Genomic DNA, 17798 nt, shown 5'->3' on the forward strand with positions numbered 1-17798 from the left:
TTACAAATTAATTTCCATCTTTTTTTATTAATATTCTTATTTGCTTAATCCGAAAAGTTCCTTTTTTCTATAAACAAAGAATGTCATTAATATTGGTAAAATTAATGAGCCTATTAATGATGATATCATAAATCCATTCATTATGATTGAATAAATTATATTAGCAGCAGTTATTAATAAATATATATATAGGCCAATAGCTTTTTTTCTTAATATTAGTATTATTCCTAAAAGAATTAATATTATTGAAACTAATCCAATGATTATACTAGTATTGTCTATACCTAATTTGTCTAATGGTGCTCCAGTAATTGTAGCTAAGTTTTCTTGAAAGCTTGGTATTAATAAAATGATTGATCCAATAAGAGCAAAAACTGAAAAAATTATTTGTATTACAGAAATGGTTATTATTCCAGCTCCTAATTTATTTTGTTTTTGGTTTTCCATGATATAGTCCCCCTTTAAAAGTTATTTATTACAATATACCATAAAAGTAAATAAAATGTAAAAGAAATATCAAGAAAATGTTAATTATTAAGGAAAATTTAAGAAAAATACTTCATACATATATAAGTAAATACTTATAATTTGAATAAAAAATATGAATTTAACTTATCTATAAAAATAGAGTATTATAAATGTGTAAGGAGTTTGTTAAAAAATAAACTATCAAAAGATGAATGGTTTAAATTTTGGAGGTGTTTGAATGGGATACAAATTAAATTTAAAAGAAGTAAATGATTTATTTAATGAGCTTAAAAAAGAGTATATAATTTATGCTCCAAAAAGATTTGAGAAGCAAGGAAGATACTCAGACACAGACATTATAAAATACGATGTTATAAATAATGTGGAAGAAATAGTACATAATGAAAAGTCAACTTATCCAGTAAAAGAAGTAATAACTCCAATTTCTCAAACTTTATATTATTTCATAGAAAATGAGTTTAGAGAAAGTAAAATGGATAGTCAAAAGAAGATGCTTATATTTGCAAGACCATGTGATATAAATGCACAAAGAAGACAAGATACTATATATCTTAAAAATGGAAATTTTGAAGATACATTCTATAAAAGAATGAGAGATAGAGTTAAGTTTATTTGCATGGAATGTACAGAGGGATGGGATACTTGTTTCTGTACAACAATGAATAGCAATAAAACTGATGACTATAGTTTAGCAGTAAGATTTAATGAGGATAATTTACTTTTTAATGTTAAAGAAGAAGAATTTGATAAATACTTTGAAGGAAAAGAAGAAGAGGAATTTGAACTTAAGTTTATTGAAGAAAATATAGCTAAGGTTGAATTGCCAGAAATAGAGAGTGTTGAAGTTTTAAATAAATTAAAGGATCATAAAATGTGGGAAGAATACAATAAAAGATGTATTCAATGTGGAAGCTGTACTCTAGCTTGTAGTACATGTACATGCTTTACAACAAGGGATATAGTTCATGATTCAAAGCATAACATAGGTGAAAGAAAGAGAATACAAGCATCTTGTCATGTAGATGGATTTGATGAAATGGCTGGTGGACATGTATTTAGAAAGACTGCTGGCGATAAAATGAGATATAAAGTTATGCATAAAATTCATGATTATAAAGCTCAATTTGGAGAAGAGCATATGTGTGTAGGATGTGGAAGATGTACAGATAGATGTCCAGAACATATATCAATTACAGCTACTATTAATAAGGTTTCAAAAGCAGTAAAAGAGATAATGGAGGAGATGTAAATGGAAAATATTTTAACACCTAAATCATGTGAAATAATAGACATAGTTAAGGAAACTGACAAAGAATGGACTTTTAGAATAGCTTCTGATGTCGTTCCAGAACATGGTCAATTTTTAGAATTATCTCTTCCTAAGGTTGGAGAAGCACCTATTTCTGTTAGTGGATTTGGACCTGGATACTTAGATTTTACAATAAGAGCAGTAGGTAAAGTTACTGATGAAATATTTAAACTAAAGCCAGGAGATAAGATTTCTTTAAGAGGAGCTTATGGAAAAGGTTGGCCTGTAGAACAATTTAAAAATAAAAATGTAATAATAGTAGCTGGAGGTACAGGAGTAGCGCCAGTTAGAAGTTTAATAAATAAATTTTATGATGAACCAAATTATGTTGAAACTTTAAGTCTAGTATTTGGATTTAAAAATTCAGAGGGAATACTTTTTAAAAATGACTTAGATAGATGGAATGAAAAATTCAATACTATTTATACTTTAGATAATGATACAAAAGAAGGATGGGAAACTGGACTTGTAACAGTTCATTTAAATAAATTACCTCTAGAAAGTTTTGGAGATAACTATGAGGTTATCATAGTTGGACCTCCTGTAATGATGCATTTTACAGCTTTAGAATTCTTAAAACTTGGAGTTCCAGAAGAGAAGATATGGGTTTCATTTGAAAGAAAAATGTCATGCGCAGTAGGAAAATGTGGACATTGTAGAATAAATGAAACATATGTATGTCTTGAAGGACCTGTATTTAATTATACAAAAGCAAAAACATTATTAGATTAGGAGGAATTATTTATGAATCATGATATAGATATTAAAAAAGTTAGATTAAATTGTTTTCGTCAATCAAAGGTTCCAGGAGAGTTTATGCTTCAAATGCGTATTCCAGGAGGAATAGTAGATGCTAAGTATTTATCACAAATACAAGAAATAGCAGAAACTTGGGGAAATGGAACATTTCATATGGGGATGAGACAAACCTTTAATATTCCAGGAATTAAATATGAAAATATTCCAGCAGTAAATAAATTTATAGAGAATTATTTACAAGAAGTTGAAGTTGATAGATGTAATTGTGATATGAAAGTTGATGAAAATGGATATCCAACAATAGGTGCTAGAAATGTTATGGCATGTATCGGAAATTCACATTGTATAAAAGCAAATGTTGATACTAAGGATATGGCTAATAAAATAGAAAAATTAGTATTCCCATCACACTATCATATAAAAGTATCTGTAGCTGGATGTCCAAATGACTGTGCTAAAGGGCATTTCCAAGACTTTGGTGTTATAGGACAAGCTAGAATGGAATATCACGAAGAAAGATGTATAGGTTGTGGAGCTTGTGTAAGAGCTTGTGAACATCATGCTACAAGAGTTTTAAGTTTAAATGATAAAGGATTAGTTGATAAGGATCCATGTTGTTGCGTTGGATGTGGAGAATGTGTATTAGCATGTCCAGCAAGTGCTTGGACTAGAAAGCCAGAAAAATACTATAGAATAGTTATAGGAGGAAGAACAGGAAAACAAACTCCTAGAATGGGTAAAACATTTATAAACTTTGCAACAGAAGAAGTTGTTCTTGGTATCTTTGCTAACTGGCAAAAATTCTCTGCTTGGGCTTTAGATTATAAACCAGAATATCTACATGGTGGTCACTTAATTGATAGAGCGGGATATCATAAATTTAAAGAAATAATTTTAGATGGAGTAGATTTAAATCCAGAAGCTTTAGTTGCAGATAATATATTCTGGGCTGAAACAGAGTATAGATCAAACTTTAATGTTAAGCCAATAAAGATGCATAAAACTATAGAATCTAATAGACCTTTAAGATAATTATTTAATGTGAGAAAGATAAATTTTATCATATTAGTATTGAGCTTAATTTTATAGTAATAAAAATTTATGTTTTAAAAGATTATATGATTTGTAAAGTTTTAATTTTTAGGGAAGGGGTACACCCTTTAAATTAAATATAATAAGTTTACTATCATATTAAGAATTAAGAAATGAATTTATTTAAAAATTACATAGATTAGGAATTTTTATAATCTATGTAATTTTTTTATATAAGCAAAAAATACAAGGAATTAGCAAATTAATATTAATAAAATATAAATAAGTTAACAAATTATTAATAAAATGAAGTGGTATTTTAAATCTTTATTTTTTTAATACTTTGATTGTATTATTATTTAAATTTATAATGTTAAATGAAAAGAGAAAAGAATATCAGCAAAATTTATTATAGATTTAAAAATAATTTGTCCTAAGAAGTGAAATATTTTTTCTCCCTTTCATATCACTTTTTAGGACAGATTTTTGAAAACTTTAAAAATTAGGAGGTTTTTAAAATGAGTAATAAAATAATAAAATCATATTGGGGTGTTGAATTAAGTCCAAGATTTATTGATGCTGGAAGCAAAAAGCTTTGTATAATATTACCTGGAATAGGATATTGTTTAGATAGATCTTACTTAGATTATTCTAAACAATTAGCAAAAGAAATAGGATATGATGTTTTAGAAATAGAATATGGATATCAAATAAACAGAAGCGAATTTAATATTGAAAAAGAGTTTAGCATAATGGTTTCTGAGTCATTAGAAGTTATAGACAATGCCATAGAAAAAGAATATGAAGAGATTTTAATAATAGGAAAAAGTATTGGAACAAGTGTACAATCCTTCTTAAATAAAGATTTAAGTGGAAGATTTAAAAATATAAGAAATATATATATAAGCCCAATAAATAAGACTTTAGATGAGTTTAACATAGAATCTAATTCTTTAGTTATAACAGGAGATAAAGATCCATTATTAAGTATAGCTCATAGAGTAGAGATAGAAAAAAGAGAAGATATAGAAAGTTTTATAATAGAAGGTGCAAATCATGCTCTTGATATAGAGGGAAATGTTATGAACACCGTTGATGCTTTAAAAGAGTCTTTAGAAATAGAAAAAGATTTTATATTAAAATAATTAAATTAAAATGAAAAAGAATAAGGTTAATCAGGAATGGTTAACCTTATTCTTTTTCATTTTAAATATTTTTAATATTTTATGAAACTAATTCCATATATAAAATGTAAAGGGTTTAATAAAATATGATATTTTAATTTAATTATATTATTAATTAATAATATAATAAATAAATGAGTTTTAGATTTGAAATTTATTAAAATATATCTTTAATTCATTTTAAAATATAAATTTTAAAGCTTGACAGAAACTATATGGAACTGATACCATATATTCAAGAAGTAAAGGATATCAAAAGAGGATAGATTTTAGGAGGTTTTAAAATGAGTAAAGAACAAATAGTTGCTCAAGAAATATTAAAAAATATTGGTGGAAAAGAAAATATAAAATCAATGGAACACTGTGCAACTAGATTAAGACTTATAGTTAAAGATAAAAGTCTAATAAATGAAAAGGCAATTGAGAATATTGATGGGGTAAGAGGACAATTTTTTGCTGCTGCTCAATATCAAATAATTCTAGGAACTGGGTTTGTAAATAAAGTCTTTGCAGCTATGAATGGTGAAGGAGTAGAAACTGGGAATGTAAAAGAAGATGCATATAGTGATATGACTTTACCACAAAAAATATCTCGTACTTTAGGAGATATTTTCGTTCCTATAATTCCAGTATTAGTTGCAACAGGTTTATTTATGGGATTAAGAGGACTTTTAACTAATTTAGGAGTTGAATTTAGTCCAACTTTTAATACTTTATCAGAGGTTTTAACAGATACAGCATTTATATTCTTACCAGCCTTAGTAGCTTGGTCAACAATGAAAAAATTTGGTGGAACACCTGTAGTTGGTATAGTATTAGGGCTTATGCTTGTAGCCCCTCAGCTTCCAAATGCTTGGCAGGTAGCAGGAGGAGCAGATCCAATATATATTTCTTTATTAGGAATAAGTATCCCTATAGTAGGGTATCAAGGATCAGTACTTCCAGCTTTAGTATTAGGTATTATAGCAGCTAAATTAGAAAAATTTATTAGAAAGTTTATGCCAGATGTACTAGATTTAATATTTACTCCATTTTTAACTTTATTAGTATCAATGATTCTTGGACTTTTAGTAGTAGGTCCTATAATGCATACAAGTGAAGTCTACATATTAGATTTATTTAAAATGTTTTTAAGCTTACCATTTGGAATAGGTGGAGCAATAATTGGAGGAGTTCATCAAGTTATAGTTGTAACTGGAGTTCATCATATATTTAATGCTTTAGAAGTTGAATTAATTTCAAGTACAGGATTAAATCCATTTAATGCAGTAATAACCGGGGCTATAGTAGCTCAAGGAGCAGCAGCTCTTGCAGTTGGATTTAAGACAAAAGATAAGAAAAAACGTTCATTATATATTTCTTCAGCAATACCAGCCTTTTTAGGAATTACAGAAGCGGCCATATTTGGAGTAAACTTAAGATTTATTAAACCATTTATATTTGCATGTATAGGTGGAGCTGCATCAGGAATGTTTGCATCAATGATGAAATTGGCTGGAACTGGTATGGGAATAACAGCTATACCGGGAACACTGCTTTATATTAATACAGGATTAATTCAGTACTTCATAACAATTGCTATTGGATTTGCTATTTCATTTGCATTAACATATATATTCTTTAAACCACAAGAATAATTTTTAGGCTCTGTGATTTTACAGAGCCTGCTTTTAAATATTTCAAAATAGTCTTATATGGTTAAAAACTTCTAGGTAATGATATAATTTATAATATAAGAAGATATATATCTTTATTTAGGAGGAAAATGATGAAAGTTACAATACAGGACATAGCTAATATGGTAGGAGTATCAAAAAGTACTGTATCAAGATACTTAAATGGTGGTTATGTGAGTAATGAAAATACAGTTAAGATAAAAGAGGCTATAGAAAAAACTGGTTTTGAAACTAACTTTTTTGCTAAAAGGTTAAAGTCTAAACAAAGTAAGTTAATAGGAATAATAGTTCCTAGAATAGATTCATTTACTGCAGGTAAAACATTAAATGGTATAAATAAAAAACTAGAAGAACAGGGTTATCAAGGAATAATATTAACAAGTGAATTTAACATAGAAAAGGAATTAGAACAAATTAATAAGTTATATAATCAAGGGGTAGATGGAATTATTATAATGTCTTTTGAAATTTCAAAAGAACATGTAAAATTAGCCAATAAACTTCCTATACCTATTTTGTTTTCAGGACAAAAAAATGATTATATAAATTATTTAGTTTTAGATGATGAAAAGATAGGAAATATTTTAGGCACATATATAAAAGAACAAGGACATAAAGATATTGTGTTCTTAGGTGTTAGTGAAAGTGATAGAGAAGTTGGAATTCTTAGAAAAAAAGGATTTTGTAATGTTTTTGAAAAAGAGTGCAATATAAGTTTTGTAGAAACAGACTTTTCTTTTGATAAAGCATATGAAGCAGGAGAAGAGGTTTTAAAATATAATCCAACAGCTATTGTATGTGCAACAGATAATATAGCTCTTGGGCTTATGAGATATCTTCTTGAGAATGGGAAGAAAATACCAGAAGATATTTCCATTGCAGCCTTTGGAGGATATGAGGTAAGTGCAATAACATATCCATCACTAACAACTGTAAAAATTGATTATAAATTATTTGGTGAAGAAATAGCACTTAATATTTTAAGTTTGATAAATGGAGAGAAAAGTATAAATACTTGTGAAATTCCTTTAGAACTTATGGTAAGAGAAAGTGTTAAAAGTTTAAAGTAGGGTTTGCTTCACCGAATAATTTAAAGAAAGGTGAAGTAAATGGAGTTTTTAAATGATGAATATATAAACAAAAAATCAAAAGAATATTATAATAAAACTAAAGATATATGGAGAGATAATTTTCATTTTGAGCCTCCCTTTGGACTTATAAATGATCCAAATGGATTAAGTTATTATAAAGGAGAATATTACATATTTTTTCAGTGGAACCCATATGGCTGTGAGCACAAGAATAAACATTGGGGAATTGTAAAAACAAAGAATTTTAAAGATTTTTCAATACCTAAAATTGTCTTAACTCCAAAAGAATATTTTGATAAGAATGGATGTTATTCAGGGGGAGCTATTGTTAAGGATGGCAACTTACAAGTGTTTTATACTGGGAATGTTAGAGGGGAGAAAGGAGAGAGAATATCTTATCAATGCAAGGGGATTCTTGAAGAAAATGGACAATTGAAAAAAATAGGTCCAGTTATCTCTACATTACCAAAAGGATATACAGCTCATTTTAGAGATCCATATATTTGGGAAAATAATGGTTATTATTATATGATTCTTGGAATACAGACTGAAAAGCTAAAGGGTAGATGCGTAATATATAAATCAAATGATTTAGATGATTGGGATTTTTATGGAGAACTAAAAACGTCTTATGATGATTTTGGATTTATGTGGGAATGTCCATCCTTTTTTAAAATTGATAATAAGGATATTTTTATATTTTCTCCTCAAGGAATTAAAGAAGAAGAGTTTAGATATCAAAACATATATCAATCGGGATACTTAATAGGAAATTTAAATTATGATACTTTAGAATTTAAAAATAATAATGAGTTCAAGGAATTAGATATGGGCTTTGATTTTTATGCGCCTCAAGTATTTAAGGACGAAAAAGGAAGAAATATATTAATTGGATGGATGGGGCTTCCTGAAAAAGAAGAGTTTCATTGTAGTAGGGAGAATGGATGGATATTTTCTTTAACCATGCCTAGAGAATTAACTTTAAAGAATGGAATTTTACATCAAAATCCTATAGAAGAGATGAGAAAGCTTAGGGGAGATAAAATTGTAAGCTTAAAAAATATAATTATTGAAGATTTAAATTTTAATGAAGTAAAAGAAAATAGTTATGAGCTTAAACTAGATATAGAAAGACAGGAAGCATCAAAGATTGAAATTAATTTTATGGAGAGTAATGAGGAACATACATCTTTAATTTATGATTTTAAAAAAGAAATTTGTATAATAGATAGAAATTCAATGATTAATGGAGAAAAGGGTATAAGGAAGTTTAAGTTACATTCTAATGGGAATTTAAAAATTAATATGTTTGTGGATAAATCATCAGTAGAAATATATTTTCAAGATGGAATTGAAGTAGCATCATTAAAACTTTATCCTAAAAAAGATAGCTTTAACTTAAGTTTAAAATCAGAAGAGGGTAAAATTAAAATAAATTCCTTGAGTATATGGGATATGAATGAGGTGAATTATAATGAATAAAGTATTTTGTATAGGAGAATTATTAATAGATTTTATAGGAAAAGATATAGGAAAAGGTCTTAAAAATGGAGTAAACTTTGAGAAAAAGGCTGGAGGAGCTCCAGCAAATGTTGGAGCAGCAGTTTGTAAGCTTGGAGGAGAATCTTATTTTTTAGGACAAGTTGGTAATGACTCTTTTGGAGAATTTCTAGTTGATATGCTAAAAAATATAGGTATAAATACTGAAATGACTAAAATGGATGGATATACCACTTTAGCATTTGTAGCTATTGATGAAAATGGAGAAAGAGATTTTGAGTTTCATAGAGGCAGTGATGGAGAATATTCATTTAATAATATTGATTTAAGTAAAATAGAAAAGGATGATATAATTCACTTTGGTTCAGCTACGGGATTCTTAAAAGGTGAACTTAAGAATACTTATTTTAAACTTTTAGAGATTGGACGTAAAAATGGAAACTTTATATCTTTTGATCCAAACTATAGAGATATGCTTATTAAAGAAGAAGGAATTGAAGAGTTTAAGGAAGACTGTAAGAAATTTATAAGCTCTTGTGATTTTTTAAAGCTTAGTGATGAGGAGATAAAGCTATTAACTGAGGAAGAAGATTTAGAAAGAGGAGTTGAAAAACTTCATTCTTTAGGAGCGAAAATAATAGCGGTTACACTAGGTGGAAAAGGAACTCTTTTAAGTAATGGAATTCATTCAGAGATAGTTCCATCAATAAAAATTAATCAAGTAGATTCAACTGGGGCAGGGGATGCTTTCGTTGGGGCTGTTCTTAAGAAAGTAAGTGAATTAGAAAATAAGAAGAATTTAGATTTAAATTTATGGAGAGAAATTATAAGTTATGGAAATAAGGTTGGAGCATTGACATGCACAAATTATGGGGCTATTGATGCTATTCCAAATGAAGAAGATTTAATGAAATATATATAGTTTATTTGAAAGCATATGAGAATTTTTAGGAACCTATTAAAATCCTTTAGTTCTCATATGTTTTTTTATTTTAGTATATTTTAGATTAGAGTTTTATCCTTTAAAATAAAAATAAAATTTTATGATTAGATTAAATATTATTTTTAACTTTAGATTAAGAGGTTATATTAAAATTTAACAGGAATATAGTTTAGTAAAGTGATTTTTTAGGAGGAATCTTTGAAGGAGTTTTTTAAAGATATATCTTATGATGATAGAAATCTTTTAGCTATAGGTCTTGCATTTATATCAAATTTAATATTTTTAAATATAACAGAAAGGGAAGTTGTATTTAATAATATCTATGAAATACTTAATTTAAAGGGGTATGAAGCTTTGAAGGAAGTATTTGTTATTTTTATAACTTTTATAGCTATAATTTTTTTGATTTTTGCTATGATTATTAGTATAAATATAATTTTACATTCCTTAGAGGTCTTTAATAAAATAGTATCCTTAGGAACTATTATAGTAATTTATATAATAGCTTTTTATGGATTAAATAACAGTATTCAAGGATTTAAGATATTATTTTTAACTTTATTTTTTGTAGGATTATTTTTTAAGATATGGGAAGAGGTAAAGAATAATAAATAATTAAAATTAATTAAAGGTTAAGTTAAAATAAATAATTTTAACTTAACCTTTCTTTAAAAGTGAAATTTATTTTTCAGAAACTTGTTCTATTGAAATAATAGATACATTTCTTTTTTCAAATTCATCAATTACTTTTTGGATTATAGATGGTTTTTTATAATTATCTTCAGGATAACCATCTTGTCCATCTTTAAAATCTATTAGTTTAGCTTCTAAAAATGGATGATAAAACATTCCAGCAAAAGTAGTATTAGACATGTTTTTTATCTTATTTAACATATCATTTTCTTTACCGCCCTCAATATAATATAGAGGTGTAGGTACATAATAAGAACCACTTCCAGTTGGTGATTTCATAGGCTTTGATTGTGCTTTATTTTCATCATAATCATTAAATATATATTTAAAGTTCTTTTCTAAAGCTTCATTTTGAGCTTTATTTATAGTGTAATGAGGAGCTTCAAAGAAGTTTATTTTTATATCAAGATCTTTAGCTATTTGAAGAGCTTTATCAACTCTTGTATTTAAATCCTCCACAGAGGGGTTATATTTTCCAAATTCAAAGCCATGACCACTAATTGTATTGTCTATTTGATGGGTATAACCATGTAAACCTATTTCCCCTTTATGAGAAGCTACAAAGTCTAAAGTGTATACAAGCTCAGCATTAGCAAAGTTATTTTCTTTAGAAGGGTCATTGTCTATTTTCTTTTCTGGGTCTATATATCTAGGTATCCAAGCTATATGGTAAGGTACATTTTTTTTACCTAAATATCTCCCCATAACTCTTATAGTTTCAAGATATTGTGAATCATATTCTGTTCCAGCACCAGTAGATGCAACATCTTCAAATCTTATAATACCTTTTTGAGGGCCTTTTCCCTTATAGTGTTTAACATCTAACATATCTTTATTATTATATAATTTTATTAGCTTGTCCTTTGAGTTCCATCTGCTTTTTAAATCAAACATATTAGCAAAGTCAATTAAAGACATATATACAGTATCATCTTTTATTATAGGGTCAATTTTAAATTTATTAGCCTCTGATTCTTCCTTTGATAAATTAGTCCAAGTATTATCTTTTAAATTAACTTTAATATCTTTATTTTCAAATTTAATATTTAAAAAATCATCCTCTATTTTAAACTCCCCATTGTTATTTTTGATTATTTCGCTTATAGGAATTAGATATCTATTTTTATCTAAGTATATTGGTAAGCTTAAGTCTTGAACTTTACCATTTAGATTTATTTTAATATTATCTTCAGGTTTATCTAGTCCTGAAAATTTTTCTAATCCAAATACAGATAGCCCAAAGTTTTTGCTTTCCCCTTTAGATCCACATCCTATTAGAAAAATCATTGAAAGAATTAATAGGGAAGTTGTAAAAAGTTTTTTCATATAGTGCCTCCTTGTATTAATTTAAATTATAATTAAATAGAATTGTAAACTTAATAAATTCATAAAAAAGTGTACATTTATAATAATATTTTACAAATTAAGGTTTAAATTTACAAAAAGGTTAAAAAAGTATTAATAAATAACTTATTACATCTTTTACATGAATTAATTTACTTTTAAATATATTTAGTTGGAAATACAATAATATGATGATATAATAATTAGTGAAACGATTACAAGATGTTGAAGAATTTAGGGGGGCACGCATGGTATTTGGATTTTTTATAGCTTTAATTTTTATAATAGTTGAAATAGGAATAAGTTCTTATCTTGTATATGACCTTCATTGTAAAAAGGATGAAGACATTAAAAAGTTGGAAAAACAAGATGTTAAGACAATAGTTACATTGAGAAAAGTGGTTATATTAGAGAATTTTGTATCTTTGTTATTATATAGTGTTTTAATAAGCAATAAAGATATATTAAAGTTTGGAAGAGGGGAAATGTTAACTGTAGCAATATTATTATCTATGGGTGTAATGATGATTTATCTTTATATGTTTGATAATTTTATTGAAAAGTTTAAGAAGTTTAATAATACTGAAAAAGAAAATAGTATAGCTTAAAAGCTATTTTGAATCTATAATACTTAAATTTTTTATGAGAAATTAGAGTAAATAGTGAAGAAATTCTATAAAATATGATTAATAAGAAAGCACGGTTTTATTCCGTGTTTTTTATTTTGTAAGTTTTATTAACAAAAACAAAATTTAAGAATAATTATATAAGGTATAATATTCTTCGGAGTGTGAAAATATTAAGAGGGTAAAATCTTAATAGATGTTATGATTAATCAAAGAGTTTTTTTTAATATTTTAGATGAAGATCAAAGACCTATAACAAAATGTATAGTAAAAATTGAAAATCAAAAAGAAAAATATGAAGGTGAGACAGATTTAGCTGGAATAGTGGAATTTTTAGTTCCATTAAGTATTTATGTATTAACCATAGAACATCCTGCTTTTAAGAAGAAAATTTATAGAATGGTTTTAAGGGATGGATTTAGTTTTACTAGGATAATTCTTCAAAGAAATAAACTAAATTATAAGAGGGGAGAAAAAATTCCTATTATAGAACATACTGATAAAGAATTTATAAATAAGGATGTTTTAAAAGATAATATAGAAAAAATATATGATGTCAATAAAAATCAAGATATAGATGAAGATTTGAATTCAGAAGAAGATTCTATAGATAATTTTAATGAAAAAGAAGAAATTTTTAAGGATTATTTTCATAATTTAGATTTATTCCAAAACCCAAGTATATGGGGGGCAACAGGTATGTTTAAGGAAGTAAATGAGAATAGTTTTAATGAGATAATTAAGGGAGCAAAAACAATGCTTGAAGAAATATTAAATTTAGCTAGTTCCTTTGAAGCTGAAGATTTTAAAAAAGATGAAAATAACATGCCTTTTACTTTTGATGAAATAAAGGAAGAGAGTAAAAATATTGCAAATAATATTATTGATAAAGATTATGGTAGTGAGACCTATGATGTTTGTGACTATGAAGAAGAGCTTTTTGATGAAGATCAAAGGTGAAACTAATAGCATAAAATTTTTATAATGATAAATTTTGTAAAAAATATAATAAAATGGTTGAAAATTGAGTAATATAAAGTATAATAATTATTAAGATTAAATTTATGAAAGGAGACAGTTTGATGAGAAAATTTGATAATAAATATATTAATAATGTGTATTTGTTATTTTTTACAATAAAATTAGTATTTACTCAGTCAATGGCTCCTTTTATGGGATTTTTCTAATGCTTTCCATAAAATTTTATAAAATCTTTTCTAGATTTTAAGGCATGGCTGAGAAGCTGTGCTTTTTGTTGCAATAAAATAAAGTTTGTAATAAAAATTTAATAAGGTTAAGAAGGTTTTTGCATAATTATCTATGTTTTAATAGAATCCTTACTTTTTAGTACAAAACATTAGTGGTTTGCCAATTAGAAGCTTTAAAGTCTTCCATTTATCTTAACCTAGAAATTTTTCTTATATTCTTGATTTTTATAGGGCATCTATGTCTTTAAGCATAGCTTTTGCTTAAGGAACATAGGTGTTTTTTTATTTTAATTATAAGGAGGGGAATCATGAAAATATAGGTGATTATATATAAAGGTTTATTAAATTATATAAATAAAGGGGGAATATTTATGGGGATATTTAAGGATTATATATCTAAGAGAATGGTATTTTTAATAGTTCCTATAGTAGCTATGATAATTGTTTTGGGGATAGATAGTTTTTTTCCATATCTTCAAAAAATATTTGTTGATGATATTTTACTAGGAAGTGATAAAAGCAAATTAGGATTATTTTTTGGAGTTTTTTTAGGATTATCACTTTTACGTGGAATATTAGGATATATTAAGGAGTTTTTATTTGATAAGTTTTCTTTAAATGTAAGCAAAGAAATTAGAATGGACTTATTTAAAAAGATTCAAAGCTTTGAATTTTCATTCTTTGATAGTACCAATACAGGAGAACTTATGTCAAGAATTGGTGAAGATGTAGATATAGTTTGGGAAACAATATCTTATGGACTTAGATTACTTATAGAAGGAATAATATTATTTATTATATCTGTAACCATAATGATGAGTATGAGTCCTTCTCTTACAATAATCTGTTTAGTCATCTTACTTCCTGTAGGGGTTTTGGCTATTCTAGTTAATAAAAAGTTTCATAGAAATTACTCAAAAATAAGTGATAAAGTGGCTGATATAAATCTTATGGCACAGCAAGATATAGCAGGAATAAGATTAGTAAAGGCTTTTGCTAGAGAAAAATATGAAACTGAAAAGTTTTTAAAGGTCAATAAGGATTATTATGACCTTAATATAACTCAAGCAAAAATTTTAAGCAATTTCTTGCCTGTAATTGATCTTTTAACAAATTTAACTCCTGTAGCAATGATAATTTATGGAGGATACTTGGTTATCAAAGGAAATATTACTATGGGAACACTTTTAGCTTTCAGTAGTTATATTTTAAATTTATCTTTTTGTGTGAAAAATATAGGTGGTCTTGTAAATATGATGTCTCAAAATAGAGCATCTATGGATAAAATATTTAACATTCTTAAAAGAAAGCCTCAAATAACTTCTATGGAGAATTCTTATAATCCAGATAAGGTTAAAGGTGAAATAGAATTTAAGAACGTATCCTTTAGGTATAATGAGGAAGAAGTGCTAAAGAAAATAAACCTAAAAATACCAGCAGGAAGTACCGTAGCTATTATGGGGGAAACAGGATGTGGTAAAAGTTCAATTCTTTCTTTAATAGGAAGGCATTATGATGTATCTTCTGGAGAGTTATTTATTGATGGAGTTAACGTGAAAAAATGGAATTTAGATAGTTTAAGAGAAAATATGGCTGTGGTTTTTCAAGATACATTTCTGTTTTCTGATTCTATAAAAGATAATATAGATTTTGGAGGAAATAAAAGTGAAGATGAAATAATAGAGGCAGCAAAGGATAGTTGTGCTTATGATTTCATAAAAGAAATGCCAGAAGGATTTGAAACAGAAGTTGGAGAAAGAGGTTTAGGACTTTCAGGTGGTCAAAAGCAGAGATTAGCAATAGCTAGAGCTTTAGTTAGAAAAACACCAATATTAATTTTAGATGATGCTACATCAGCACTTGATATGGAGACAGAATTTAATGTGCTTAAAAATTTATCTAAAAAGCAAGATAAAGCAACTACATTTATAATTGCTCATAGAATATCTGGGGTTAAGGACGCCGATATAATACTTTTCATGAAAGATGGAGAAATAGTTGAAATGGGAGATCATGAAAGTTTATTAAAGAAAAAGGGATATTACTATAGTGTATATTGTCATCAATTTCAAGATTTAGAGTTTATACAATAATATTAAAATTTTAATTAAAAAGGGGGAAGAGATAATGGAAGAAATAAATGAGAAAAAAACTCATAAGTGGAAGACTATAAAGAGACTTCTAAAATATGTGGCTCCATACAAGTGGAAAACTATAGGAATAATATTAATGCTTTTACTTATTATGAGTTGTAATACATTAAATCCATACTTAATGAAGGTTTCTATAGATAAATTTGTTTCTGCTAAGGATGTAAATGGATTACTTGGCATAGGAGCAGTTTTACTTTTATTAAATATAATAGCAATGATACTTTCAAAAATAAGAATGCTATCTATGAGTAAAATAACAAATCAAATATTAGTAAATATAAGACATGAACTTTATACTCATATACAAACTTTAAGTTTTTCCTTTTTTGATAGTAGACCAGTAGGTAAGATTTTATCAAGGGTAGTTGGTGATGTTAATGCATTAAATAACTTGTTAAATCATAGTATTGTTAATTTAATACCAAACCTTTTTACAATTTTACTAGTAATTTTTATGATGTTTTTAATGGATCCAAGTCTTACTTTGGTTTGTTTAACAGTTTTACCATTTCTTTTTGCGGGAATGTTTTTTATAGAAATAAAATCAAATAAAAGGTGGAGAGTTTTTAGGGAAAATAGATCAGCTCTTTTAGGTTATACCCATGAAGCATTTTCAGGAATGAAAGTGGTTCAAGGATTTAATAGAGAAGAGTATTCAAGAGAAAAATTTGAAAATCATCTAGAAGGACATGCAGGTGGTTTTTTACATGCAGTTAGGCTTCAAGATTATTTTTGGCCTACAGTGGATATATGCAGAGGTTTTGGAATTGCAATAGTATTATTTGCAGGGTATAAATTAACAAGAGGTGGAAATTTATCTTTAGGAACCTTAATGGCCTTCATAATGTATATTGAAATGCTTTGGAGACCTATAATGAACTTATCAGCCTTTTATAATGCTTTTGTTACTAATCTTTCAGCAGCAGAAAGAATTTTTGATATTATGGATACTAAGAACCACATGGTAAATAATAAGGCAGAAGAAAAACTTCCAAAGATAAAAGGAGAAATTCATTTTGAAGATGTTACTTTTTCCTATGATAATGATGGAAATCATGCATTAAAAGATGTAACATTCACCTTAAATCCAGGAGAAAAAATAGCCTTAGTTGGAGAAACAGGAGCTGGAAAAACTACAATAACAAACCTTATAAGTAGATTTTATGAGCCAACTAAAGGAAAAATATTTATAGATGGTATTGATATAAGTACTGTAGATGTAGAAAGTCTTAGAAGTCAGATGGGAATAATGCTTCAAGATTCATTTCTTTTTGCTTCTTCTATTAAGGAGAACATACGCTATGGGAAATTAGATGCTACTGATGAGGAAATAATCCAAGCTGCAAAGGCTGTAAATGCTCATAACTTTATAGAAAAACTTGAAGAGGGATATAATACAAATGTTAATGAAAGAGGATCAAGACTTTCATTAGGACAAAGGCAGTTAATAGCATTTGCTAGGGCCTTAATTTCAGATCCAAGAATACTTATATTAGATGAAGCAACTGCTAATATTGATACTGAAACAGAAAGGCTAGTTCAAGAAGGAATAAAGAAACTAATGGAAGGAAGAACTTCTATAGTTATAGCACATAGACTTTCTACCATAAGAGATTGTGATAAAATATTTGTTCTTTCCCATGGAAAAATTGTTGAAGATGGAACTCATGAAGAGTTATTAAATAGAAAAGGATATTATTATAATCTGTATTGTGCTCAATATAGCTTCTTAAAAGAAGAATAGAATAAGAAAAGGATGTATTAAAAGTTAAACATAAAACTTATAGATAA

General features: G+C 26.9%; 15 protein-coding genes. 13 read left to right on the plus strand and 2 right to left on the minus strand.

Translation table 11 applies throughout. The features are described from left to right. Positions 1-36 precede the first annotated feature (36 nt). Positions 37-447: a hypothetical protein gene (locus I6G60_RS07660; RefSeq protein ID WP_110034684.1), complete on the minus strand. Its 411-nt coding sequence runs from the start codon at positions 445-447 to the stop codon at positions 37-39. Positions 448-706: 259 nt separating this feature from the next. Between I6G60_RS07660 and asrA the strand changes: the two genes are divergently transcribed. The 9 genes from asrA to I6G60_RS07705 all read left to right on the plus strand — a co-directional run bounded on the left by asrA (position 707) and on the right by I6G60_RS07705 (position 10598). Next, positions 707-1738, plus strand: a complete 1032-nt coding sequence (asrA, locus tag I6G60_RS07665; protein WP_110034685.1) for an anaerobic sulfite reductase subunit AsrA — start codon at positions 707-709, stop codon at positions 1736-1738. Then, a complete protein-coding gene (gene asrB, locus I6G60_RS07670; protein WP_003449793.1) occupies positions 1739-2530 on the plus strand; it encodes an anaerobic sulfite reductase subunit AsrB in 792 nt (263 codons plus the stop codon). A 12-nt stretch (positions 2531-2542) separates the two neighbouring features. Continuing rightward, on the plus strand, positions 2543-3589 hold the full coding sequence (asrC, locus tag I6G60_RS07675; RefSeq protein ID WP_078233915.1) for a sulfite reductase subunit C: 1047 nt from the start codon (positions 2543-2545) through the stop codon (positions 3587-3589). Positions 3590-4107: 518 nt separating this feature from the next. Next, positions 4108-4734 carry an alpha/beta hydrolase gene (locus tag I6G60_RS07680; RefSeq protein ID WP_003449524.1) on the plus strand — a complete coding sequence of 209 codons (627 nt, stop codon included), beginning with the start codon at positions 4108-4110 and terminating at the stop codon, positions 4732-4734. 323 nt (positions 4735-5057) lie between these two features. Continuing rightward, entirely contained in the window at positions 5058-6410 is a 1353-nt protein-coding gene (locus tag I6G60_RS07685; protein ID WP_003449520.1) for a sucrose-specific PTS transporter subunit IIBC, read from the plus strand. Positions 6411-6541: 131 nt separating this feature from the next. Beyond that, entirely contained in the window at positions 6542-7519 is a 978-nt protein-coding gene (locus tag I6G60_RS07690; RefSeq protein WP_003456113.1) for a LacI family DNA-binding transcriptional regulator, read from the plus strand. Between the two features lie 39 nt (positions 7520-7558). Further along, on the plus strand, positions 7559-9022 hold the full coding sequence (locus tag I6G60_RS07695) for a glycoside hydrolase family 32 protein (RefSeq protein WP_197925694.1): 1464 nt from the start codon (positions 7559-7561) through the stop codon (positions 9020-9022). Continuing rightward, on the plus strand, positions 9015-9962 hold the full coding sequence (locus I6G60_RS07700; protein ID WP_011590878.1) for a carbohydrate kinase family protein: 948 nt from the start codon (positions 9015-9017) through the stop codon (positions 9960-9962). Before I6G60_RS07695 ends, I6G60_RS07700 begins: the two co-directional genes overlap by 8 nt. A 219-nt stretch (positions 9963-10181) precedes the next feature. Beyond that, entirely contained in the window at positions 10182-10598 is a 417-nt protein-coding gene (locus I6G60_RS07705) for a hypothetical protein (protein ID WP_011590877.1), read from the plus strand. A gap of 66 nt (positions 10599-10664) precedes the next feature. Here I6G60_RS07705 and I6G60_RS07710 read toward each other — a convergent pair whose 3' ends face one another. After that, on the minus strand, positions 10665-12002 hold the full coding sequence (locus I6G60_RS07710) for a polysaccharide deacetylase family protein (RefSeq protein WP_011590876.1): 1338 nt from the start codon (positions 12000-12002) through the stop codon (positions 10665-10667). Positions 12003-12268: 266 nt separating this feature from the next. On the opposite strand from I6G60_RS07710, the gene I6G60_RS07715 reads away from it, so the two are divergent. From I6G60_RS07715 to I6G60_RS07730, 4 genes are all read left to right on the plus strand, one after another. Then, positions 12269-12628 carry a hypothetical protein gene (locus I6G60_RS07715; RefSeq protein WP_003455949.1) on the plus strand — a complete coding sequence of 120 codons (360 nt, stop codon included), beginning with the start codon at positions 12269-12271 and terminating at the stop codon, positions 12626-12628. Between the two features lie 219 nt (positions 12629-12847). Next, a complete protein-coding gene (locus I6G60_RS07720; protein ID WP_011590875.1) occupies positions 12848-13606 on the plus strand; it encodes a hypothetical protein in 759 nt (252 codons plus the stop codon). 619 nt (positions 13607-14225) lie between these two features. Next, on the plus strand, positions 14226-15947 hold the full coding sequence (locus tag I6G60_RS07725) for an ABC transporter ATP-binding protein (RefSeq protein ID WP_197925695.1): 1722 nt from the start codon (positions 14226-14228) through the stop codon (positions 15945-15947). A gap of 34 nt (positions 15948-15981) precedes the next feature. Next, positions 15982-17751 carry an ABC transporter ATP-binding protein gene (locus I6G60_RS07730; protein WP_011590873.1) on the plus strand — a complete coding sequence of 590 codons (1770 nt, stop codon included), beginning with the start codon at positions 15982-15984 and terminating at the stop codon, positions 17749-17751. The last annotated feature ends 47 nt before the right edge of the window (positions 17752-17798 follow it).

The organism is Clostridium perfringens (assembly GCF_016027375.1).
Lineage (GTDB): Bacteria > Bacillota > Clostridia > Clostridiales > Clostridiaceae > Sarcina > Sarcina perfringens.